Below are 22,985 nucleotides of genomic sequence, written 5' to 3' on the forward strand. Positions count from 1 at the left end.
TTGTGGGGCGGGCGACTCGCCCGCCCCACTTAAAACGCTACCGAAGTATCAAAAACTGGATCGCCAGCGATTGAGAATCCGGCATGGAATTGTGAAAAGCACACGGTTGACTTGACGTACACCGGCCCATAAAGTCTATTGAACTTAACCGCCAATCGCCACTGATAAGAAGTTCGCAAATACGAGAGTGGCAGTAGCAAGAAGTATTCAAGTGGTTCGCCTCCTAACGCATCCCCCGCTACGTTGCGCCCTGCGAGGAATTCGCCCAGTAGGTAGAGCTTGCCTTGGATATTAAAAGTTTGGAGCAAATATTCCAGTACGGCGCGTGAACCCTTGCATTCCCAAATAAAGGTATAGGCGTTGGTGATGAGACTGCGCTTTTGCTCGTCCGTCCAGGTAGTTTCCCAATATTCGCCAGTGAAACCACAAAGCTGTCCTAGCCAATCTAGGTTTTGCGATTTCGCGGTCAGTGAATCAAGGTAATCAACATAAAAGTTGCCGATTGCTGACTTGACCGCCATTAAGTTCTCGTCCACGCCTACGGTTAGCCAATCCGCCACAGGGTCTAATTCTAGGTCATCGTCGGCAACTTGATACTTTTCTTCAGCGATGGGGAGCCGCTTATATATTGGTCTTCCCTGTTCCCAAGCGCTTGGCATTAGTCTAAGTCCCCCCCTTCCCCGTAACTGTAAGTGAAGTTTTCACTGCCCAGTACTAAGTCAATTGTTAGGTCGAATAGATAAGCCGCGCTGTAACTATTTGGCAATTGAATATCTGCGTAGCTTATATCTTGGTCGGTGTGGGTGCTTACTGATTGCACTAAATCCACCCCTGCCAGTTTCACCTGAAACTCTAATTCTTTGAGATTAATGGTTTCGCCCAAGGATAAATTTCCTGGTTGCAAATACTCTTGTAATCGCTGGTAGATAGTGAGCGCGATCGCTTCTGGATTACTCCCAGGAAGCAAGGATGCGATCGCATACACTTCCAATGGCACAAGCTCAATGCTGGAAACATATACCAGTACACCAATTGGGGCTTTATTAGAATTTCTCAAGGCTGATTGCAAATCGTTGATTTGAGCTTGGTTGAGTTCCGTTCCATCGGGGTTAAGTCCAAATACATGGACTGCTCCCTTTTCGTAACTGACTTTATCAGCTGCCAGTAGCCCTACCGCCTTGGTTACGCTCCCCTCACCCAGTAATAACTTTGTTTCCTGCTCGTAATCGTCGGCGCTCGTCAGTCCCCGCCGTCGCAGTGCCACAAATCCTCTAGCTCTTGCTTCGTCCTCGGTTTCTTCGTCGATTCCGCCAGATGCGGGTTCTGTGTTGATCACAGATTGCAAAAATGCTCGCGACTCACTCAAATTCTTGATGGTGTAGGCAGGCAGATTGTAATTTCTTCCCAAGTTTTCAGCCGTCGCCGTCACCACGCCAGCAATTGACCCCGCCGGAATTATTAGGTCTTCGTCAGTTGTGAAATTGTAGGTATTGGAAACATCACTCACCATGTATCCAGCGCTCAAGTAAAAAGCGCTGCCTAGTGGCGCAGAGAGAGTGAAAGTCAGGCTTACCTGTGCGGCTTTCCCCAATCGCCTTTGAATGCCAGCAATTTTTAAAAATTCCACTGCCATTGAGGATGGTAACTTATTGGCATAGTACAAAAGTTCTAGTATGGCAAAGAGATGCCCCTCATACAGTGCCGTAATGGGACTGGCTGCACTGAAGTCATTGAGGGTGCGATCGCTTGCTGTGTAGCACCTATCCTGCATTGCCTGGAGGATCAGCTTGGGGTCTGCTGGGTAGAGCGATTCGGGTTGTAGGGGGGTAAAGCGGGTGGGGTTTGCCATAATACTTTCAGATTTCCCCACGGTTCTATCTGGCGGATTCCGCCAGATAGATGTATGGATTATGCTTAAAAAGACTAGGAAAATTGTCCCAATCCCGCGACAGCCACTGACTAAAAAAGCCAAGGCGGCTATTTTGACTTACGCGCAAATCAAAACATTAAGAAATCCAAATCTTTATTTTGCAGTGGAAGCAACCCTAGAAGCTGATAGAATGCGGCGCGAAAAACTGTATCAATGGCTGGAATCCAAGGGATACCGTTGGAGCGGTAATCTTTGGTATAGCAAAGATGCAGATTAAATTGTGTATGATTAAACTGCGACGCTCACTTTATTAAATAAGTGCGAACAGGCGATCGCGCCCTTCTGTAGCTTAGGCGATATGTGTAAGCCCTAAGAGCAGTTAAAGCGGCAATTCCATGATCTGGGGTTAGCCGCATCTTGACGGAGTAGTGTAGCGGTAACATCCGGTGACGACCGGGACGTGGGTTCAAATCCCGCCTCCGACCTTACGATTTTAATATTAAGCTTATTGGCGGCTGCGACACTTCCCCAATACTCCACTCAACGCGCACAGCAAAACCGCCATCTTCTTGAATGTCACCTGTTACCGTAAACTCAATATCGGGGATTTGCTCTTCCAACGCCACTTGGATGCGGGATAGCACTACTTGCGGTTGGGCAACAGCATCAAAAATAAAGTCAGGACAACCGAATTGTTGTTTCATGACGCGCTCGCCTGGGCGTGTTTCTAAAACGCCAAAGATCGCGTCTCGAATTGTGTCGTAATCTTCACTCAGTTTCAGGGAGCCGTTGAATACTTGCAGTGGGTAGGCGAGTCCGCGAAGTTTAGTCATTAGTCATTGGGCATTTGTCATTTGTCATTAGTAAAAACTGGCTCAACAGTTTCCGAGGCCACTAAGCCAGTCATCACAAACCTTGTACAAAAAATACTTTTATGGTTAGAAGGTTCTACCTTATTAATACCCGCGAGTGTTATTGACATCGCCTCTTGAGTCGGTCGCGCCTACCACGATCACGCTTTTACCGTTGATAGTGAAATCACTAGCGTTGATCACAGAAATACTAGCCCCCGCCGCGTTCCAAGTCCAACTAGTTCCCGACGCTCCCCCTAATTCCCACTCTTGCCCAGCAGCGTTGCCAAAGCGTAACTTTCCACCAGCCATGACTACATAACCACCGCTTCCATCTTCTAGTCGCACCTCGGTTAGTCCTGTGATGGTCACTCGGTTGTTGCTGGCTTCTAAGTTGATTTCACCAACAGAAGTAGTTACAGCGTAGGTTTGCTCGACCTTCACCACATGGTTTTGGTCGGTTTCGTCTACCCTGTCGCCTACAGTTTGGTGCGTACTAGAGCCGATGACTGTGCGGCGATCATTTCCTTGCACTTCCACAGCACAATCCCGCACAGGGTCAGATTGCGTGGGGTCAGGGGGGTTGGTGTCGTTGTGGGTGACGCCAAGCCACACACCGTCGTGAGGATCACCGTCAAGAAACTGGAAATAAACAGTTGACCCAACCGCAGGGATAGGCGCGTCCATTGCTGGCGCTGGATTGCAGTGCGATAGCCAATCAGATGCCGATAAACCGGCTTTTGATTGGGGTGACACCTTAATGCGGCGCTGGTTTAATGGGTCGGCATTGTCGGTGACGATGCCGATTTGCAGCCCATAAACTCGGTTTGGGAGTTCGGCGAGTTGGGCTTTAAGGCGATTAAGTTCAGCGAGGGTAGCAAGAAATTGGGACATGAGGCTAGGCTTCCCAGCGCGATCGCACTTATTCGAGCTAATCAATTTTTTCTTGATAATCATGACATGGCATATCAAGTAATCCCATAGGATGAATCACACAAAAGAAGCCTTTGCCCAGAGAACAGCCAGAAGCGCATTTTAAACACATCTTGGTTTGTTCTTTAACAAGATTACGTTTTGCGAATATCTTATCTTTGTTAGCTTCAAATATAGCGATGTATTTATCGCGCTCATCAAGCCATTTGGCATATTGTTCAGCGTTATCTGCCAAGAATTTTTCAATTCTCTTACGGCTATAAAGTTTAATCCGTGATGCGTTCCTGTAATGGGGATTATCCAATAATTTATCAGGCTCACCTATTTTTTTAATCCATCCGTCCGAAAGCAAATATTTTTCTTTCAATTGAGTTTTAGTTATCCAGTTGTCACGAGCTTCCCACTTACAATCATCTTCATGATAAAGAGGAATCCACACGCCCCATTCTTCATCTTTATCCCACACCCAAGCGACTGCACGAGGCTTGGTTTCTTCGCTTGGTACGAGGTTGATTTTTTTTAATTGCCCAACGGTTTTGAGTTCACCCAAATTATCCCACTGCACGATAGGTGGCAGTTTTGGGTTATGAAGTTCGCAGTCTTTGACATCGTAAAGCCAAGTCCAATAACTACGTTTCATAGAGTAAATTCCGCCGCTAGGACTTGCATCTTTCTTTGGTTTTAGGTTTTGCTTGTGTAGGTTAACTAAGTCTTTTAAATTACCAGGATGGCAGCCCCAATCATAGCGAGTTACGCCAGGGCATTCCGTTCTTGGCTTGCTACTCCACTGCCAATCACAAACCGCGCATTTCCACATCCCGTTAGGATGTTTAAATAATTTATGCTCCGTCATAAAATCAACTATTAATTGCTAATTAACAACTACAATATGCAATATAAATTTGTCAAATATTGTTTAATATTTTATTTAATTAAATAGTACACAGGCAGATAACGTCGCCGACATGATCGCCAAGGGGAGGGGATGGTACAACAAGAAAGCAAACGCAGATTCTAGAAGGTTTAAAAATACGATACTTTAGTATTTATTGCAGTCGGGGTTGAAACGCTGTACAGGTAAGCCAAGTTTTAGTACATCAATCCCGATTTGAGATAAAAGACATACATTGCTATTAAGTAAAAACCTCAAATGCAGATGATTCCCTGAGCTGCGTCCAGTCGATCCAATCTTCGCCACAGTTTGACCTTGTTTTACCTGCTGTTCTTGCTGCACCAAAATTCCACCGTCCATGAGGTGCATATACGTCGATTCATAGCCGCCCCCATACTGAATCGTAACCATGTTGCCAGCATCGCCATTACGAAGCGCAACCCGTGTCACAACACCATCTGCCATCGCTACAACAGAAGTCCCAAGAGGTGCAGCGACATCCAAGATTTTGTGTCGGTAAGAAGCAGGGCGACCCGCTCTTTTTCCGTACCCATCGCCTATACTGCTCGCCCCCTTGGGAACAGGAAAAATAAACTTTCCAGGCGCAGCGACAGGAGTCGTCGCAGTAGTTCCCGCCGTACTCGCTACAGGTGCGGCATTTGTCGCAGGCGCAGCTTGTGGCGTGTAAAACTGCAACTGCGTTAGGCCGCCAGGGAATTTGTGCGACACGCTACTGACTCGCCATTCCCGATTGAATGGCTCTGGTACTAGTTCGCCGGAAATACCAATAATTTGACCGGGAACCACGAGCAAATATTCAGGTGTAGTGACAACGGTCGCCTCTGACTCATATCCCTTGATGCGTTTGGCTTCATCTGCGATCGCTTCCCCTTCCGCTCTCCCATCCGCCAAATCAATCGCCCCAATCGCTTGGCGTGGCATTCCTGCATCATCTGTGGATTTTCCAGGGTTGGCAGTCACGGGCTGCGGTGGCGGTGCGTCTGCTTTCAAAGTGAGGCTAGCCAACGCTGCTTTGGAAACTTTATTGTTACTGGTAGTGGATTTGGTAATCACGCCGTTGGCGGCGATATCTTCAGTATCAATCGTCGTACCTGTGGTGGTTTCGGTTGTTGTCACTACCTTTTTAATCGTCGTTCCACCCGTAACTGAAGTTGTTTCCACTATCGTTGTAATCTTGCCACGCTCAATGGTTTTATCGGTTTTGGTGGTGATGATTGTAGTTGTACCGTTGGGGTTTTTCTGAGTTTTGGTAGCGGTTTGGGTCGGTTCAGTTTTTTTTGGTGATTCGGTGGGTGTGTTGTCGGCGGTGGTAGTTGAGGGTTTGGATTTCACATTCCCCGCGACAGGAGGCGCAGCTGCACCAGTCACGCCACTGGGAGCTTTGCCTGTTCCCGCTTTATCTTCAGCTTTTTGCTGCTCGACTTTCCCTGATTGCCTATCAATCACGGTCTTGGATTGGGCTTGTGGGGTGGGGGGAGAAGTAGCGGAACTGCCAGAAGTTGAGGCGCGATCGCTACGAGCTTTATCGCTAAATCGCAAATCCAGTACATCGCCCCAATCAATCACAATCCCCGTATATTCTGGTCTACCACTGGGCTTGAGAATGAGCTTATTTTTATCTTCCTTGAGCGTGTAACCAATGGAGCGACACTGCCGCAGTAGCAACTCATAGGCAGTAATACCAGTCTGGTCAAGAAATTGATAGGTTGGCCCGTTGCCCTCCATCTCTAACTTGAGGTTGTGTTGGCGTGTGACAATTTCCGCCAGCTGTCGCAGGGTGATATTTTCAAAGGATTTATTTTCAGTTCGCCGCGTCATCAGCCAGCGAATTGATTGCCCTGTAAAGGTTGTGACATCCTTTTCGCCTTTGGTTGAATCTGTCCCGACATGAATGAAGTGATAAGCGACAAGCTGATCCGGTTCAAATCCTAGCTCAATAATTATTTCAGTCCCTTTGATGCTGGTTTCCACTGGCGGGGTGACAGCTTGCATCTGGGCTTGAGGTGGTTGCGGCTGCGTCTCAGGAGCCATCGTCCTTTTCGAGTTCAGGATGCTCCAGATGATAGGCAAAGTACCAGAGCGCCTATCAACAGTTGAGGCGCTATACCTGCCGTCTGCCACATACAAGCCAGAATCATAGTGCTGAGAACTGGCCAGCAAGTATGGCGACGGTCGCCCTTTGCTGAGATATCCCAGCCCGTTGTAACTTTCTAGAAACCAGCACAAGTCAGGAATGTTGCCCCAGTTTACGCCTTTGAAGCGATTGTCAGAGGTGAGCGCATCAATCGCTGCTTGTTCAAAAGTGTACGGGGGAGCAACGCCGGGGATGCGCCCGGCTGGTACGTTGGTTGTGCGACGAGTGAGGGGGTCGCCGTTGGCAATATTTTGGCTGAAATTATAGGAACATTCGCGGTAATGGATTGCGGCGACAACGTGCCAAGGTACGCCAGTTTTTGCAGATATTGACTGGTATCTTGATTGGTTGGCGATCGCCTGCTGTGCCGCTTCTTTTACTATCCCAGCGCGATCTGGACGGATGGACATCGTTGACCAAACGCGATTGTAGTAATCACTTTGCGCTGCTTTAGCGCGACCAGTGGGGCGAGTCAGGATTGCCGCACCGCCTGTGGAGGTAGGCAGGGCTAAATCTGAAGTGGTTGATGTCGCGGTTGTGGGCGTGGCGGTTTGTTGTTTGTTGCTCCCTAGCAGTTCGGGTGGTACGACGATGCCACCATTAGCCAGCGATATTTGTTGGAATTTACCACCGATTACTAGTCCGGAATCATAGATGCTGAAACTGCAACGGCTACTCTTTTCACTCTCCCCAAGTTCCACGCTTACTTCTAAGAGAAAGCGATCGCCGCTTTCAAAAACACTTTCACCAATTCGGCAGCGACAAAAGGGGGCGATGAGTTTCACGCCTGACCTCCCAATAACCACTTCACCAGTTGCACGGGTTTGCCGTCGTAACTTGAAATCTGTTCCTCTGTTTTGTTGAGCGTCGTTTCCACATCCCCCAACACTCCATTCACATCACCCAGCAACTTCAGTGCGTCCGCCGTGTACCCTTGTAAGTTCCCAGGTAACTGCGTTTGTAGGGTAGTGAGCGTACTGGTTGCAGTGTCCAGAGTTTCACCAATCTGTGATAGTACGGGCTTGGCGTAGTTGAGGATTTGGGAAGTGTCGGGAATTTCCAAATCTAGTCCTTCTACCAAATCACCAAACACGTCAATATCTGGGTTGAGGTCAAGCAGTTCGGTGAAACGGGTCACATCGCCGTTGAAGATTTGGGATGCGAGGCTGGCTATTGTGTCTCCGGTTTTGGTTTGCATTTGTCAATGGTCAATGGTCAGTGGTCAGTTGTCAGTTGTCAGCGGTTGGGAGTGCTGAGTCAGTTGTTATTTTCACATCTCCCTCATCTCCCCTGCTCCTCTGCCTTCTATCTGGCGGATTCCGCCAGATACATTACTTCACATTCAAGGTGCTTTGCCACTAGTCACTAATGGAATTGTGGTTACTCCTTGTCCGGTTTTGGCTGCAAATCCGTCCCAGACAAGGACTTTACCAATAGTCTTTCCCCCGATGCCAATCATGGATACAGCACCAGTATTGGCATCGGTCGAGAGTTTGTACTTATTACCTCTAATCGCCGATTGAACGTCAGCAGCCCACTGCTTAATATTGGTTTCAAGATATTTCTTTGCAGCAGCAGACGCATCAGCACGCTGTCTATCAGTCAGTGGCAACCGGGGCTTACCTTGTTTCTCGCGTGTTGTTTTGGCGGCTTCTAAATTTTTAGTTTTTTGCTGCTCAATCTCCCCTCGGCTAATCGCTTTGGGTACTTCCTTGAGTTCCAGTCCTAGCTTCACGCTGGCGGGTTCGCCACCTAGCCAAGCTGATTCTTCCCATTGAATATTAGTCAGTACGCAGGGGCCAAACTCTCGCGTTCCCCACTGGAATTTTAAGATTGGAGGCGAATACTTTTTATTTTTGATATTGGCTTCTAGTAGCAAATTTATCCCCTCAATCAGTGGCCGCAGTGACTTGCCACAATACCAAGTTTGCAGCACGAGGTCAGGAATCGAGAGCGTTTGCCCTGTGGTGGCGTTGTATTGAATCTCGCTTCGCTGCGATGCCAGAGGTGAAATCTCGGTGTACTTGGCTTCCCGACTAAACCTGAGTGATTGAGGGTTGACCAAAAATAACCATAAGGGTTTGGCGGTATTGCCAGAAATATCATATTCCAGCAATACCGCTTCAATTCCTTTGGACTCTCTTGAGGCATCACTCAAAGATGCGTAAGCCCGTTGATTAAACATTAGTAGGTGTAGCCTACAAGCAACTTGATTGAATCAATATGGCTACATTGCTCTTTAAAAACTTTTTCAAAATCTGCAAACTCACCATCCCCCAACACTATGCACCCCATCGAGCCAGGGACGTTGGCATCACGATGGATTAGTAAATCAGAGCGCTCGGTTCCATCCTTTGTCGTGACTGCGAATGGTGTTATGGGATAGCCATTGCCCTCAACACCCTTGACATTTGTAAGGTCAACTGGCTTGGTGGCGACGCTGTAGAAAGGTAGCGGACTACTCAATTCATAAGTTGGCGGCAATACCCCACCGCGCACACTCCAATCTTTCACACCTTGCTTTGCTCCCGTAGCAGAAGTAGCAACCCACCTGCCGATTATCCCCTGCTCATAGTCGCACAAAAACAAGCGCCCACGGTTCAGTTCTGGTGTTTCGTCGAGTTGCATTGTGAAGAATAGGAATGGTTGTTTTAAAGACATGGCTTTACCTTTTTAGGTTAGGATTCCTCACTGAATGGGTAATAGGTAATGGGTAATGGTAAAATCCAATTCCCAATTCCCAATTCCCAATGCCCAACTTAAGCCAATTGCCCTTGCACTTGAGCAGCGTACATGATTTCTAATTGCTCCAGGGCAAGGCGCGCGATCGCTACAGGATCATTTACCCCATACACATTAATCACCGGAGCCAGTACGGTGCTTTTGGCAGAGGCTCCCACCGCTGCACTGCCCTGCATTAATCTCTGCATTTGGGCTGGGGTAAGGATGAATTCGCTTGAATTGGCAATTACTGGACTTGCTCCAGACGGCATATTGCGCGATTCTGTTGCCAATGCCCCTAATAATCCATCGCTTGCTGTAGGGATATGGCCTTTATAGAAACCAAGCAAGCTACCAACACTAGAGCCAATGTTTTGTCCGATATTTACAGCAGTTTGCCCAACACTTGTAAAAGCACTTTGAGCAGTGCCAATTGGATTATTTACGAAATTACTAGCGGCGTTAAATGGAGCCGAAATAATACTTTGAGCTTGGTTTAAGAGGTTACCGATTGCTGATTTTATCGCTGACAATAACTGATTCCACATGTCAGCGATCGCACTTCCCAAAGAGGTGAAAAAGTTTTGCACTGAACTAATAGCAAAACCCCCCACTTCACCCCAGCCGCCAAGGAAAGAACTCAACCACTCTTGAGTAGTGTAGACTGCCGCCTCCCAAACAAGACCCAATCCCTCCAATAGCTTGCCGCCAATACTTAATAATCCCCTGCCAATTTCTAAAACAACGGTGGCACGGAAGCCGCCAACCAAGCCAACAACAAAGGGGACAACACCAAGGGCGATATTGCCGATGGATATGAGGATATCGCCCCAAGGTAGATTGATAATTCCTTGGATTAATTTACCTACCAATTGTCCACTAAATATCCCAAGCTTGGCTCCCATCACGCCAAAGCCAATAGCGCCACCACCGCTGGATAAAACTTTGAGCGAAGAGTCAGCAAGCCATGAGAAAAACTGGCTAATCCAATTATTAATACCACTTAATAATTTTTCAAAACCATTGAGTATCGCACTGGGATTAAAAAATTTTTGCACCCCTCCCATTAGGGATTGAAAACTATTAACTAAAATATCTGGCTTAATAAAGCCTTGAATTGAATTAATTAATTTTTGAAAACTTCCAATAATAAAATCGGGATTGAAGATATTAGAAATAATTGCACTTGCTCCGGCTATTCCTCCACCTGCACCTTTGGCAAGGCTGGCGAGGGAACCGGCAAATCCCGCCGCTTTATTTATCCAGCCAGTAACGGTGTTGATGCCGTTATAAAGTACGAGCATTGGATCAACACTAGGCACTCCCAAAGCTTGAAGAATGCTAGCTCCTGCATCAAAAAAGGCTTGCATTGCTTTGATGCCACCAGCTACAGCAGTCATTACATTTTGTTGACCTTCACCGACTGACAAATCCCGTAATAAACCAAATACGCCAGAAGTGGGGTCGAACAAACTTGATTCAATCCCTGCTATCAAGCCATCCACTGTGTTGCTGGCAGCATCAATTACATCTTTGGTAACAAGTTTACCTGATACCGCTTTGACAACCTCAATTCGCTCTTTGGCAGAAATATTTTTCATATCATTGAGCGTCTTGCCGCGCTTTTTCATCTCCTGTTCTAGGAGGTTGATAAATGCGGGGTTGTTGTCGGCAAATAGCAAGTTTTTGGCACTGGCAATATTACCATCAAGCAGACGTGCCGTGAACATACCCACTGCACCCGCATCCGTCCCCGACGAAATACCAAGCAGTGTCATTTGCTTGGTGATGTCGGTTAAGTTCTTTTGGAATTCACCCTTGTTGAGTACCCCGTTTGCATCCTTGAAAGCCGGAATCACGTTATCCATGATGCTATTGGCCACCCGCTGATAATCAGCAGTTGCCCCTGGTAGCGCCCCGGCGATTTTGGATAATTCAGCGCCAAAACTAACAACAAACTTTTCGGACTCTTTGTATGATTCGCCTGTCAAGGCTGCAAAAGTTCCAGCAGCCGATACCGTGTCTAACTGAATTTTTTTAGCTTCTTCAAACTTTCCCCCCATGAAAGCAGCAGCATTGCCCGCCAATTGCAATGCTTGCCCCAAGAGATTGGCTTGGATGATGCCTGAAGTAATCGCACTTGTAAGGCTTTGCGTACCGCCAGAAGCGTTGTTAGCACTGCGTCCCAATCCTCCCAATGCCGAAGTGATGCGCCCAAACACGTTTGATGCTTGGTCACGAGCGCTGATAATCAATTGGACTAGGTTACTTGCCATTCCAAGCTTTCTTTTCAGCCTCCACAGCTTCTAGGTGGATATCTGCCATCAATTTGAGAGTGTCCAAGGGGATGCGCTTGTATTCTTCCAATCCCTGAAATGATTTACCGTTAAGGTGGTAGACAATTCTTAAAAAACTCTCTTCGTTAATCGTTTTCGGGTTTAGAGCGAAAGGATTTGATTAGATTCGCAACCCCCTGCCAATCACCTGTATTAATTTGGTTAAGAATTGATTCTTCTACAGAATCGCGATCGCCCCACTTGGTACAAAGGCGTAGCGCTAAAGCGATTTGTGATTCTAATTCTCCACCCTTGCACTTGCTGATAGCTTCCACATCACCATAGTTGGGTCGGCGGAAAATCACCTCAATTCCACTACCAAGAAAAAGAGATTTTGAGCGATCGCTCAGTTCGGTAAACTCTGGCGTATTGGATGGCGAAAGAGCTTGAGAGATAAGCTCGACATCTTCAACATCTACATTCCGTAACTGCGGTAGAGCAATCCCTGGCTTGTCTCCCCAAGAAATGCAATTTCTCACTATCAATCGCCCTGCCACCTCAATAGGATTGAGATTGCCAGCTTTAGCAAGACTGCGTACATCCTCTAAAATCACGGGGCGAAATACAGTAATCGTGCCATCGCTAAGGATGATCTTGGTTTTTTGTGCTTGTGCTTCGACTATTTGTTCCTGCGCTTGTTTTGCGTATTCTAAAAATTCTTTGGTAGCTTGCTGTTCATTTGTTGGAGTGCGTTGAATTCTACCCATTATGCGTACTCCCAATCATCACCGATAAAAGTCAGTTTCAGCATTGAAATATCATTTTTAGTTTTATCTACCTCAAAACCCTCCAACGCGGTGGGACGGGCTTTGTAAATAATCAGCGATGGGCCGATTGGCTCCACTTCTGGGCAGTAAGTCACCGGCGTGACTGAGATGGTGATAGCTTCCTTATTGCCATCGCAATAATTTCTCCAAAAATCGATGATGGGTTTATCCGCAACTGGATCAAAAGCTTTTTCTAAATCCATCTCGTCTAATTCTCTTGGCCCCACAAGCTTGTATTTGCGGTTGCTGAGTCCATCGCTGTAATCAGTAGTATCTGCTTTGTCTTTGATACCTGAAAACTTTTCCCAGTAACTATCAATGCCCTTGATGGTTACTAGATATTGTTGTTGGGTAATTGGATTAGCCGTTCCTCCTGCCATTTACGCCACTCCTGCTGCTTGTCGTACTTGATCAATTGGTGTTCTGTAGGAGCCAACCAGCATCCGTTCTAAGGTCGGTACTGGAGCCGCGTACACTTCGGATCTCACTACCCCATCCTCCAGATCAATAGCAGGATTAATGCTTCTGTCACATATCACCACAAAAGCATCCTTGGGTTGCGCTCCGAAGAATGCGCCACCTTCCCAAAATCTGTAGGCTATGGCTTCAATCGTTTCTCGAATTCTGGTAAATAGCACACCTTGCCCATCCACTGCCGAGAAAATAATGCCGCCGTTGTCGAGGGTTTGTTGAATGGTGCGATTGAAAACTGAGAAGATGATGCGAGTATTAACGAATCTGTAGTAAGGACTAGCCGATCGCGTCCTTGAACCATACACTACAACTCCTTGTCCAGGCAAATTGCGAATGCAGTTGACACCGTTTGGATTGACTACAGCCTGTTCGGACTTCTTGACCGTTACTGTCACACCCTTAACGCCACGCATTGGGTATTTGGTTCCGGCTGGTGGTTGCTGGAATCCTTCGATTCTGTAGCGGCGAAGCGCGATCGCAGCCACACCCGCAGATGGCGGCACTGTATTGTCAAGCAAATCAATTACATAGGGGAAAAAGTAAGCCAGATGTCCCCGTGCTGTGGTGTAATTGGCGGATTCGGTTTGTGCCAGTGCTGAGGTGTTGATGGTTCCCGATGGGCCAGAATCGACGAATGCCGCCCAATCAAAGCCTTCTGTAGCACAGAGGTTTTCCATCGCCGTGGCTACTGAGGTGCGATCACTTTGGTTGCTGAGTCCTGAAAAAGCTTCTGGGCAAATCAGAATACCTTGCTCGTGCAGGTCTGGGTCGAAGCTATTTTGAATGGCATAGACAAATTCATCCGCTAATGTAGCGTAGGTGTCAACCGTGACCGTGAGCGTTGACCCGCCTGGGGCTGTGGGGGAAGTGACTGTAAAGGCTATCCCAACATTATCAGAGGTAACAAGAAAAGTACTATTGCCACTAGTGTCGTCGCCTGCCGTTACCACAGGGCTGACGGTGACATTAGCGTTAATCGCCGCAATCAAGCCATCTACAATCGATTGCAAAGTTGGTGATGCACCAGCTGTGTAGCTGATTGCCGTGCCATTAATAGTGAGTGAATAAGCGCCAGCAGTTGGAGTGCCAACAGTAATTGTGGCAACTTGTTTACTTGCAGCGCGGACAAAGAATAGAATGCCGTTTGATAGGTTATTAAAAAATAATTTGACTGAGTTAAGGCTAGGACTAGAGCCAAACTTAGTAGCGAAATCGTCAGGACTAGTGACTTGCGTCGGCGTGTTGTAAGCCCCGGTTGTGCCGGTGCCAATTATATAGGCGCGGTTGAATGAGGCAATGTCTGCTGGGATTATGCCAGCTGTATCTTCATAGACATATGTGCCGGGCGCTGTTAATTGATTTATGTTAAGCGTTTGGGGCATGGGCAGTATGCATAACTGCGCGTAGAGTTCCCCTATTGTTCATCTTCGGTAATTGTAAATTCGCGATCTATTACGTTATCGCTCAGGTCGTCAGCACGCGATCGCCTAATGGTTGTCCTAAGTTGAATTGGAATAGGATTGCCATTCTCATCCACGGGCGCGTAAGGTCGCACTCCTTCGGATGGATCACGCTCTAGATAATCAACATCGGCAGCGGTGTAGGGTTGTTTTTGTCCCTCAATTTGCATCATCGCCACTGCCACGACCAGAGTGTAATACCAAATGCCATCATCAGTTTTTATAAATCCTTCCTGGACTGGATAGCACTTAGAAAGTGGCCCTTTGAGGGGAATCAAACCAGTGACAGCATAGCGAACTGCATCAAGCAAAGGATACGCACCTCTATGAGTACGCAAGTCTCGTAATTGCAAAGATAGCTCAAATTCAGCAATAACTTCGCAAGTCACAGGCTGCATAGAGGTAATTCTAAAGCGACTACGCTTGTAACCTATGAGAATCATTCCCTTACGCCCTGGCTTGGGCTGCTGATCACTTTCGCCTGGGAAAGGAGCGATATTTACCTCAAAAGGTGCAAGAATCGCCTCAACTCGCTTAACTATCGCCGCTTCAGCTTCAGCCAACATCACCAATCCCTCAAACTAGAAGCTGTCCAAGTTCGCCCAGGACTCTTAAATAGCGCCACATCCCCATTCCCGGCATCGGTTGTACTGCCGTCAGTCCCATCGACAATACCTGGCAGCGATGCCTTACCTGCTGCCAAGTCCTTGAGGTAATAGAAAACTAAATCCCGCCGCCTGGTTACTTCCTCTCTGGGCTTATCCTTATCGAGTAGATACCGCGCTACATCGCAGGTGTAGTTGCGAATCACTGGTGGTATAACCACCAGAGGTACTTTGTAGCGCGTTGCTAGGTAAGAATCGAGTTGCGCTTGGGCATCTCCAATTGCCCGATTTACCACATCTTCGTTGATTGTAGTGGCATCGGGATAATCGATATTGCTCAGTTCCAAGATTTCCTGTTCGCTAAAAGCTGCAACCATATCCGCGACGGTGGCGTAAGACATTACACCCGCCTCAAGGAAACCGTAACCACGACACCAGCCAAGGCAGTCACCGTACCTGCAAAGTCGAGAGACAAGCGATCGCCACTAGCCAAAGTCCGGGTTGCCTCGGTTGCAACGAGTGCCCCAACCTGTACCGTGTTAGCAGTGCCTTTGCAGTCAAAGCCAGCATTGGTGTTGTTGGTTAATAGGTCGGTTCCCGCACCAGGGGCTTGAGTGCCAGTATCTTTGGTAATTTGCAGGTTTACAGCAGAAGCGTCACTCCCCGCAGTCGAGTGTACGTAGGAAATGCCAGTTACCAAGTAAGCACCATCCGCCACGAAGAAAGGCTGATCTACGCACAGTGAGTTGAGCGGACACTGGACACTGATATTATGTGTGAGGTTGATGTTAGCGTTAATCAACTCAACACCTATTTTTTGTTTAACAGCCACTACTCATTACCTCCCTTGATTGCAGTGATGCGGCGATTGATGGCACGGCGAACGGTAACGCGAGACTCCGAAGCAAGCCAAGTTTCGAGCTTGGCGATATCGGGGCAATTTTCAATTACTTTTTCTGCCTCGTCCACGTTCATGGTTGATAGCTCTGAGGGTTGGGGGGCATTAGGGTTAATCTCAGCTTTAGGGGAGATAATCTCAATTGCTCCCCAGCGTTCGTACTGGGGGAAGTCGGGGTGTGATCGCAGTTGTTCTGTTGCCTCGTCTGACACGTTGAGATTACTGCCGGGTCTTAGGGTAAGAGTGTCAAAGCAAACTGGGCCGTTGCGTGGCGGGAAACTTTTTTCGGGTCTGAGGATAATTGTTGCCATTGTTGTATCGACTTTTGACTTTTGACCATTGACTCATAACAACAGCCAATACCTACTTTCTAATTGGCTGACTACTAGTTCACCTTCGGAACTTTGATGTAGCGGAAAGCACCAGGATAATTAATTATTGTGGAAGTTGTTGAACTAAACATCGGGTAAACCCTGCGCCCATCTCTTACTGTTATCCATTCCTGGGGCATCATCTGAACGAGTTCAATGTGGCGCTCTACAACTTCGGGGTCTTTGGTGTAAAGGGTAATGAGGTCTTTATTTGTGCTGAGCGCTTGGACGCCGTTTGTTTCCAACTGAGCAGAGTCACATTCTTGGCATTTTGTGATGTTGAAGTTCACATCTTCCTCTGATAAAGCCTGCTTGATGTAAGTAAGCACGCTTACAGAAGAATCAGGCATCCGAGTTTTAACCAATTTGAAGTAAAAACCTGTGGATATCAATACATCCATCGGCATTTCAACATTATTTGATGCCGTGTGTGCTGCCTTTAATTCGTCTACAAAAAACTCGGCTAGTTCGTCAGGCGCTGCGGTATTGGGGTCGAAACTGGAATTATTGAGAGCGACACCAGCGTTATTCAAAAAGCCAGTGACGTTTAAGCGCGTATCACCAAATGCAGCGATCCGGTGATGGCGCTCGGCAATGGAGCGTTTCGCCAACATTTGCTTGCGATTATCAATGTCGGCTTTTGCACCTGCAAAGCTGTAAGCGCGTTCCTGCTGGAACGTGTACGAAAAGGCGCTCGCAATCATAAAGACTTTGTAGCGATCTTCGTTAGCCGAAACATCGACAATTGGGATATCAAACGCTCCATCGCCAACGATATCCGCGTCGCCAACTTCATCGATGGTATTGCGTACCACCTCAGCCGCGCCCGGTTTTAAGTCTGCTTTTGTGGGGACAATCTTGCCGTTTTCAAAAGCTAAGTCTCGATACCTTCTTGAAAGCACTCCGGGCATATTTTGCTCTAGCGCCCGGTACAGTAAATTTCCACCTGTAGTCATACAATTTTAGATTTTGGATTTTAGATTTTGGATTTAACTGCTACGCCAAATTAATAGACAAAGGAACGACAGAACCAGCAGTAGCAGACTTTAAGAATCGAGCATTAGTTATCTGTACGGCGCGGTTGGTGTCGGCATCCGCTCTGAATTGTCCTTTGCGCTGCCCTGTTTGGGGTGTGTGAATCCAAAAAACGTTGGATGCAGGGGTGACATTTTGCTGAACTTTCACGCCGATTATGCCCCGCACTAGGTAAGAGACAGCCCAGTATAGGGGATAGCCCAAATCACCATCGCTGTTGATGCTAAAGCTAGAGCGCTTTTCAAAGGTGTCAGTAGCAACGGCAATACCCGTCAGCAAGCTGTTGGCATCCACAGGAAGAATCAAGTCCTTATCGCCAGTTCCTTTGACCAGTCCCCGACCGAAAACGAGGATGCTATTTGTAGAATCAGCATTAACTCCTGTGCGGATCACTGCTAATTCTAAATTGGCGATTTGCCCCTCGTAGAGTGAAGCGCCGTCGAGTAAATCTGTGTAGTTAGTTACTGGCATTATTTCCAAGCCTCCTCATAAGCAGCAGCAGCATCAGCGTAAGCGGAGCGCGATCGCTTGTCTTCTTCAGAGAATTCCTCAATCTCTTCATCGCGCACCACTTCCTTGAGATTGACCAAATCGGGGAGTCCCTTGAGGAATCCTTGCAACCAAGCTTTGGGGCTTTGGGGCTTACCTTCAGCGAATTCCAGTTCTTGTTCTGGCAGATTCATCATGAATTCGACCAGTTGATCTTTTTGGTTAGGGCGAATCTTACCCTTAAGTCCTTCAACGAAATTGGCGATCGCTTCCTTTTTTTTCTCCGACTCGACTTGTCGAAGTTTGGCTTCTGCTTTCTCCAACCGCTCCGATAATTCAATGCTTTCTTCTGATGGCACTGGTTCTGGCTCCTCCGTGTAATTGTTGGTATTTAAAAGCTGCAATACTTTCTCCCCGACTTCGGTTAGACGAGACTCCATATCGGGCGAAAATATTTTATTAATAAAGTTTTCTAGTTCATTGACTCGGTTTTCTAGATAGTTGAGACGACTATCGTCGGGTATGGAAAGTAAGTAGGCAGGGACAACGCGATCGCTCGTCTCGATCCCATACTTTTCAATTAGCCATTCCCGCAGATTACGCCATATTTCCTTATCCCCTCCCATACCACAACAAAAATCCACTACCCCCTCTTCTGCTTCACCAAAAGCAACCGACTTCAGTCCTTTGACAGCTGGTGCCATACCCCCCAAAAACCCCACATGCCGCAGGTAATAACTTCCTGGCTTGGGATTTGAGGGCGAATCCGGGGTATAGAAACTGGCGGAAATCTTTTTATAGCGCTTGGCTTTTACTGCCTTTTGGAAATCTGCATCCCAATCCTTGAGGTTGGCCATGAGCTTATTGCCCACCCGCCGTACTCCTTCTACCCAGGCGTAAGCTGGGGAGTTGTCACGCGGATGTCCCACGACTGCGGGAGCGTCGAATAGTTCGGGGTCGTAGGATCTGGCGATCTCATCAAGATGACTTTCGCCAAGAGTAACAACTTCGCCACTAGCGCTGGTATGTGTGCCAGCTTTAAAGATTTCGATTTCCTGGGGCATGGAGGAATAGGGAGGGAGGGGCGTCCTCCCGGTGCAAAAGGTAAATAATAATGCAGTTGTAGAATTCCCCAGTTTTCTATCTGGCGGATTCCGCCAGATAGATTCAACTACCAGACTTGATATAACTAAGCAAAATCTCTCCTAATTCCCGCTCATCCTCTGCCGAAGCTCCCAAAAACGGACGTGGCGGCAAATTGCGCTTAGGGTATCCGTACTGATGAGCGCGAGCATACCTCACATTGCAGCCCACAACAACTTGAGTACCGTCGGCGCGGTAGGTGATGGATGCTCGTAAGCGCCCCGATTCTGTTAATATTTTTGTTCCCCGCTTGCGTTTGCGGTATGCATTTGTCAGGGGTGCCCACGCCACGCCATCCGGGTCGTGTTCGCCTTTAAAATTTTGCTCGGTTCGCCGTAGCATAAATTCGCCCATTGAAGCGAAAGCCGGGCGGAGGTTATGGAGGCGATACTCGATTTCGGCAAGGTCTTGACGAGCAGCAATGTCATCTAGGGTAATAATAATGTTAGCCATAAATAGTCACATGGCGACACTACGAGGATTCCCTTTATGTTTGATATGCCTGCTACACCTATTGATCCTGAATTAGCTGCCGCATTCAAGACACTTGAAGCTCAAGGAATATTACTTTTGTGTGATGGCGCGATAGTTGATCGCTCATTGTTTATCAAAGCTGCTGAGAATGCTGTAAGCGCTCCGGTTGAGGAAACCATTGCTTTATTGCAAAAAGCAGGAGCAACTGCTGTTACCCCACAACAGAAGGAGTCGGTATGGAATTGTTACCCTAATAGGGATTGGACTGCTTACTGTCTACACGATGCGAGATGATGTCTACGGTTCCCTATACTCAATGGAATAACGCCACTTTAAATGACTACAGAAAAGCAAGCACAAGAATTGTTCCCTATTTGCGTTGAGGCGGGGTTGAATTATCGATGGTAGTAATAAATTTTCCTGGTGATTTCGAGTATGACAAGCTATTGCCCCCAAACAACAATCCTTTGGCGTGGGGATGGCAAGATTACACCGATTTTGAGTGCCAAAAGTCCAAGAATCAGGCGAAAGCACAAGAATTGTTAGACTTAATGACCGAAGTTTCTACCGATGCGTGGAATGCGGGTTGGATGAATGGCACAGAGTTTAGGCTATGGGAGGCAGCACTAGGAAAATGTGGTGAGTGGGGACATATTCAAATCAGCCAAGAAACAGGCGAGAAACTAAAAAACCTTTCTGATCTCTGTGGTGGCTGGTGGATTTATCATCGTGGAGAAAGGTTTTTAAGCCTAGAGGAATGGGAAAAACTTGCGGTTTACGCCAAGAGTCTAGACGCAAAGGAGCGCGAAGCCGTTAGGTTTCAAAATACCGACAGCTTGCACAATCACCTTTAGGATTAACAGCACATTGAACATGTGGCGATCGCGCATTAAAACGACACGACGAATCCCCTAAGCAAACATCATCATCCACATAAATATCACTGTGTTGAACCGCTTGACATTGCTGTAAGCGAGTTCTAGCTGTTCTCTGGGCGCTAACGATTTGTCTGAAAGGGTTAAGGTTTCCAATATCCTCAGGAGCTACTTGTACCTCAATTTGATCTAGTTGATACTGCTGAAGATTTAACTCGTATTGACGAAACAATTCAGCCTCTTGAGCCGCAACAAGTTTTGCTATTCCTGACACAACTTTGAAGCTGGAACGTAAGCTTCCAGTATCAACAAGTTTTGCTCTTGTTGTCTCAAAGTCGATAAGAATTCCTAGCTGGCTAGCTTCAATAATACGCATAGCATCCTGATGTATCTTTCTCATCCCCTCCCGAATGCCAGGATGCGCTATTGCTTTATTTACTTGAGCAATAGCCTTGTTGACTTCGTTCATGTTAATAGTAAAACCAGCGCAAATGATCTTTATTGTTGGTTGTCTTAATGCGGCTTTTACTTTGTGGCGGTTTCGCCTACGTTGTCTGATACTCATTTTTCTAACGCCTTTTTCACCTGTTCCTGTAACTGTGGCGGCAACTTCTGCATTGCCTGTTCCAGTATCGCTTGCTTTTGGCTAGGGTCACTACCGCCAGGGATGGTACTAAATCCTGGTTCGCCAATAGCAGGTACAGATTTGCGATCGCCACTCACCTTGTCCACCACAGTCACCCGCTCTTTTGGCGGTTCGTCCACTGTTAGTCCTTCTCTCTCGATATCGCGCTGGGATAGTGAAACTACGCCACACCTGCAACCAAAACCATTTGGCGGAAAGCATGTCTGCCAAAACGGATCATTGGCAGGATAGATTTTACCATCAAGCGCGAGATGGTGCGGACGCGGCACACGGCTATCTCTATGCACATATTGCCAGAAACCCCGAAGCTTTAACACTTCTGGATCGCTCATCTGCTTGTAGCGCCCGGCTTGATATGCATTCCTGAGATTTTGGTTGAAGATGAGTGCTGTTCTGTATGGGCGATTTGCTGGGTTCCACCCTGCTTTATCAATCGCCTGGTCAAATCCCTTTTTAAATTCGCCGTAACTGTCGCCGTTTTCCAGTCCGCTTAGAACCAAGTTGTAGACATCGTTGAGCAGTTCGGCTTCCGTGACTGTAGCAAGAGTAAACGCAAAATCCTGAGCGGCATCAGCAAACGTGTCCCAACTGGTGCTAGGAAGTGGCAACTTAGCCCGGTAGTAGGCGATCGCTTCATCAAATGGCAAGCGAAATGGGTCGATTTGTTCTGGCATGGGCTTAAGATTCCCCTTGCCAATCCTCGTCTAATTTCCCTTGAGCAATCAACTCTTTAATCACCGCCTTGCGAATAAAATCGCTCTTGTCGCTCATTTTTCGCAACACCCTATCTACCTCTGGCGGGTACTTCGTGCTGATGGGTTGCTGTCGGTTTGTTGTGCCTAATCCCGTGTCTTGAAATTTCATATCTTTTGAATGTTTCTCATGCTATCTTATCGCGTACACGCGAACTAATAAATAAGCAACACTGATAACAATTATTCAAACTTGCGAAAAGTTTTATGAATTCCAACCTAATTTTTATTGACAATCCGCGTACACGCGACATATCATAAATACATGAGCGGCGAGGACACCACTTCACCCCCTCCCCCAAAAGAAAATGCACTACATCGATACCCACCAAGAAAGAGATTACAGCCAAGAAGAATTAATTGCTCTGTGTACAGGTAACGCCAAGCCCTTTCCTAGCAGCTACTACCAAAGCGAAAAATCCTTGATTACCGAGAAAAACGCTTCCCACTGGAGAGAGTATCAGGAATTAGAAAAGCAAGAGTACGAAGAGGAAGGAGGCGATTACAGCGAATTTTCCTGCCCTCTGCACAAATGGCAGTATCTGTGCAAAAAAATCTAGTTTTCATGCCTCGCGACATCAGCGTGAGCTACCTGATCGAATCGGGCGGACACTACACTATTCCCGGCGTCAAAAAATCATGTTTTACACCTTTACATCTGCTACAACCACCGCGATCGCATCCACCGAACAATTAATTACATCTCTGCAAAACCAGCTAGATGCAGCTAGACAAGAATTAGCCAGACTCCAACAACAGCAACAAGCAGAACAAACCGCCAAAACAGCTGCCCAAACTGCACTAGAAATGGTGCAAAAAGCGCGGAAACTGGTTGCAATAGCATACGGAGACGCAGCAGTTGCAGAATTCAATAATGCTTTGGTAGCCGATAATCCGTTGCTTGAAGCGCAAAACGCAGACGTGACAACAGATGAAGAAGTGGTGGTGACGCAAGCGACGATTGTGACTGAAGCAATAACAGTAGAAGATACAGCCACTATAGATGTGGTTGCAGATATTGTGACTGAAGATCCTGATTTGGGTGAGGAGGTTGGCGAAATTCAAATAGAAAAAGATTTGGATTTTACCAAAATTAGTTGGACGAAATTACAAAAACTAGCAGTGACTAAAGGAGTATCAATCAAAGGAAAAAGCAAGGAAGCTATCAAAAAAGCTCTTTTAGGACTTGTGACTCAACAAGATATTGACCAGGCAGCGTAATTATCAACTAAAAATAA

At 47.1% G+C, this 22,985-nt stretch carries 29 protein-coding genes and 1 tRNA gene; 6 read left to right on the top strand and 24 right to left on the bottom strand.

Translation table 11 applies throughout. From position 1 onward, the window contains the following. Positions 1-29: 29 nt before the first annotated feature. Together I8748_RS31670 and I8748_RS31675 are read right to left on the bottom strand one after the other, a co-directional pair. On the bottom strand, positions 30-659 hold the full coding sequence (locus I8748_RS31670; RefSeq protein ID WP_198128438.1) for a phage tail protein: 630 nt from the start codon (positions 657-659) through the stop codon (positions 30-32). Then, complete coding sequence (locus I8748_RS31675) at positions 659-1,849, bottom strand: baseplate J/gp47 family protein (RefSeq protein WP_198128439.1); 1,191 nt, start codon at positions 1,847-1,849, stop codon at positions 659-661. The genes I8748_RS31670 and I8748_RS31675 overlap by 1 nt, the downstream gene beginning before the upstream one ends. Positions 1,850-1,910: 61 nt before the next feature. Between I8748_RS31675 and I8748_RS31680 the strand changes: the two genes are divergently transcribed. Together I8748_RS31680 and I8748_RS31685 are read left to right on the top strand one after the other, a co-directional pair. Then, positions 1,911-2,147, top strand: coding sequence for a hypothetical protein (locus I8748_RS31680; protein ID WP_198128440.1), 237 nt, complete (start codon positions 1,911-1,913; stop codon positions 2,145-2,147). A 142-nt stretch (positions 2,148-2,289) separates the two neighbouring features. Then, positions 2,290-2,355, top strand: a tRNA-OTHER gene (locus I8748_RS31685). Here the strand turns inward: I8748_RS31685 and I8748_RS31690 are convergent. The 19 genes from I8748_RS31690 to I8748_RS31780 all read right to left on the bottom strand — a co-directional run bounded on the left by I8748_RS31690 (position 2,356) and on the right by I8748_RS31780 (position 19,453). Next, positions 2,356-2,703 (bottom strand): GPW/gp25 family protein, encoded by a 348-nt coding sequence (locus I8748_RS31690; protein ID WP_198128441.1) that lies wholly within the window; start codon positions 2,701-2,703, stop codon positions 2,356-2,358. A 123-nt stretch (positions 2,704-2,826) separates the two neighbouring features. Further along, positions 2,827-3,615, bottom strand: a complete 789-nt coding sequence (locus tag I8748_RS31695) for a phage baseplate assembly protein V (protein WP_198128442.1) — start codon at positions 3,613-3,615, stop codon at positions 2,827-2,829. Positions 3,616-3,652: 37 nt separating this feature from the next. Further along, on the bottom strand, positions 3,653-4,507 hold the full coding sequence (locus tag I8748_RS31700; RefSeq protein WP_198128443.1) for a hypothetical protein: 855 nt from the start codon (positions 4,505-4,507) through the stop codon (positions 3,653-3,655). A 186-nt stretch (positions 4,508-4,693) separates the two neighbouring features. Then, entirely contained in the window at positions 4,694-7,486 is a 2,793-nt protein-coding gene (locus tag I8748_RS36175; RefSeq protein ID WP_198128444.1) for a peptidoglycan DD-metalloendopeptidase family protein, read from the bottom strand. Further along, the gene (locus tag I8748_RS31710; protein ID WP_198128445.1) at positions 7,483-7,899 is read right to left on the bottom strand and encodes a hypothetical protein; all 417 of its coding nucleotides are present in this window, start codon (positions 7,897-7,899) and stop codon (positions 7,483-7,485) included. Before I8748_RS31710 ends, I8748_RS36175 begins: the two co-directional genes overlap by 4 nt. 144 nt (positions 7,900-8,043) lie before the next feature. Beyond that, positions 8,044-8,886 (bottom strand): CIS tube protein, encoded by an 843-nt coding sequence (locus I8748_RS31715; protein WP_198128446.1) that lies wholly within the window; start codon positions 8,884-8,886, stop codon positions 8,044-8,046. Continuing rightward, complete coding sequence (locus I8748_RS31720) at positions 8,886-9,362, bottom strand: hypothetical protein (RefSeq protein ID WP_225896607.1); 477 nt, start codon at positions 9,360-9,362, stop codon at positions 8,886-8,888. The genes I8748_RS31715 and I8748_RS31720 overlap by 1 nt, the downstream gene beginning before the upstream one ends. Positions 9,363-9,460: 98 nt before the next feature. Further along, positions 9,461-11,698: a hypothetical protein gene (locus tag I8748_RS31725; RefSeq protein WP_198128447.1), complete on the bottom strand. Its 2,238-nt coding sequence runs from the start codon at positions 11,696-11,698 to the stop codon at positions 9,461-9,463. A 146-nt stretch (positions 11,699-11,844) separates the two neighbouring features. Further along, on the bottom strand, positions 11,845-12,465 hold the full coding sequence (locus tag I8748_RS31730; RefSeq protein WP_198128448.1) for a hypothetical protein: 621 nt from the start codon (positions 12,463-12,465) through the stop codon (positions 11,845-11,847). Further along, entirely contained in the window at positions 12,465-12,905 is a 441-nt protein-coding gene (locus tag I8748_RS31735) for a hypothetical protein (protein ID WP_198128449.1), read from the bottom strand. The genes I8748_RS31730 and I8748_RS31735 overlap by 1 nt, the downstream gene beginning before the upstream one ends. Continuing rightward, positions 12,906-14,381: a phage tail sheath subtilisin-like domain-containing protein gene (locus tag I8748_RS31740; RefSeq protein ID WP_198128450.1), complete on the bottom strand. Its 1,476-nt coding sequence runs from the start codon at positions 14,379-14,381 to the stop codon at positions 12,906-12,908. A 32-nt stretch (positions 14,382-14,413) separates the two neighbouring features. Further along, positions 14,414-15,025, bottom strand: a complete 612-nt coding sequence (locus tag I8748_RS31745) for a Gp37 family protein (RefSeq protein WP_198128451.1) — start codon at positions 15,023-15,025, stop codon at positions 14,414-14,416. Then, positions 15,025-15,465: a gp436 family protein gene (locus I8748_RS31750; protein WP_198128452.1), complete on the bottom strand. Its 441-nt coding sequence runs from the start codon at positions 15,463-15,465 to the stop codon at positions 15,025-15,027. Before I8748_RS31750 ends, I8748_RS31745 begins: the two co-directional genes overlap by 1 nt. Beyond that, entirely contained in the window at positions 15,465-15,896 is a 432-nt protein-coding gene (locus I8748_RS31755; RefSeq protein ID WP_198128453.1) for a hypothetical protein, read from the bottom strand. The genes I8748_RS31750 and I8748_RS31755 overlap by 1 nt, the downstream gene beginning before the upstream one ends. Beyond that, positions 15,896-16,273: a hypothetical protein gene (locus I8748_RS31760; protein ID WP_198128454.1), complete on the bottom strand. Its 378-nt coding sequence runs from the start codon at positions 16,271-16,273 to the stop codon at positions 15,896-15,898. Before I8748_RS31760 ends, I8748_RS31755 begins: the two co-directional genes overlap by 1 nt. Positions 16,274-16,347: 74 nt before the next feature. Then, on the bottom strand, positions 16,348-17,289 hold the full coding sequence (locus I8748_RS31765; protein ID WP_198128455.1) for a major capsid family protein: 942 nt from the start codon (positions 17,287-17,289) through the stop codon (positions 16,348-16,350). Between the two features lie 40 nt (positions 17,290-17,329). Further along, positions 17,330-17,839 (bottom strand): structural cement protein Gp24, encoded by a 510-nt coding sequence (locus I8748_RS31770; RefSeq protein ID WP_198128456.1) that lies wholly within the window; start codon positions 17,837-17,839, stop codon positions 17,330-17,332. Beyond that, complete coding sequence (locus I8748_RS31775) at positions 17,839-18,921, bottom strand: hypothetical protein (protein WP_198128457.1); 1,083 nt, start codon at positions 18,919-18,921, stop codon at positions 17,839-17,841. Before I8748_RS31775 ends, I8748_RS31770 begins: the two co-directional genes overlap by 1 nt. A 103-nt stretch (positions 18,922-19,024) precedes the next feature. After that, positions 19,025-19,453, bottom strand: coding sequence for a phage virion morphogenesis protein (locus tag I8748_RS31780; RefSeq protein WP_198128458.1), 429 nt, complete (start codon positions 19,451-19,453; stop codon positions 19,025-19,027). A gap of 36 nt (positions 19,454-19,489) precedes the next feature. Between I8748_RS31780 and I8748_RS31785 the strand changes: the two genes are divergently transcribed. Both I8748_RS31785 and I8748_RS31790 read left to right on the top strand, forming a co-directional pair. After that, positions 19,490-19,768, top strand: a complete 279-nt coding sequence (locus I8748_RS31785; protein ID WP_198128459.1) for a hypothetical protein — start codon at positions 19,490-19,492, stop codon at positions 19,766-19,768. Between the two features lie 107 nt (positions 19,769-19,875). Further along, on the top strand, positions 19,876-20,328 hold the full coding sequence (locus I8748_RS31790; RefSeq protein WP_198128460.1) for a hypothetical protein: 453 nt from the start codon (positions 19,876-19,878) through the stop codon (positions 20,326-20,328). Here the strand turns inward: I8748_RS31790 and I8748_RS31795 are convergent. From I8748_RS31795 to I8748_RS31805, 3 genes are read right to left on the bottom strand one after another with little or no spacing between them, the layout of a single operon-like run. Then, complete coding sequence (locus tag I8748_RS31795) at positions 20,288-20,914, bottom strand: DUF6464 family protein (protein WP_198128461.1); 627 nt, start codon at positions 20,912-20,914, stop codon at positions 20,288-20,290. The two genes, I8748_RS31790 and I8748_RS31795, sit on opposite strands and share 41 nt — an antisense overlap. Further along, on the bottom strand, positions 20,911-21,669 hold the full coding sequence (locus I8748_RS31800; RefSeq protein WP_198128462.1) for a phage head morphogenesis protein: 759 nt from the start codon (positions 21,667-21,669) through the stop codon (positions 20,911-20,913). The genes I8748_RS31795 and I8748_RS31800 overlap by 4 nt, the downstream gene beginning before the upstream one ends. A 4-nt stretch (positions 21,670-21,673) precedes the next feature. Continuing rightward, entirely contained in the window at positions 21,674-21,859 is a 186-nt protein-coding gene (locus tag I8748_RS31805) for a hypothetical protein (protein WP_198128463.1), read from the bottom strand. Between the two features lie 196 nt (positions 21,860-22,055). On the opposite strand from I8748_RS31805, the gene I8748_RS31810 reads away from it, so the two are divergent. Both I8748_RS31810 and I8748_RS31815 read left to right on the top strand, forming a co-directional pair. After that, entirely contained in the window at positions 22,056-22,307 is a 252-nt protein-coding gene (locus tag I8748_RS31810) for a hypothetical protein (protein ID WP_198128464.1), read from the top strand. A gap of 79 nt (positions 22,308-22,386) precedes the next feature. Further along, entirely contained in the window at positions 22,387-22,968 is a 582-nt protein-coding gene (locus tag I8748_RS31815; protein WP_198128465.1) for a hypothetical protein, read from the top strand. Positions 22,969-22,985 lie beyond the last annotated feature (17 nt).

Origin of the sequence: Amazonocrinis nigriterrae CENA67 (genome assembly GCF_016056305.1) — a bacterium.
GTDB lineage: Bacteria > Cyanobacteriota > Cyanobacteriia > Cyanobacteriales > Nostocaceae > Amazonocrinis > Amazonocrinis nigriterrae.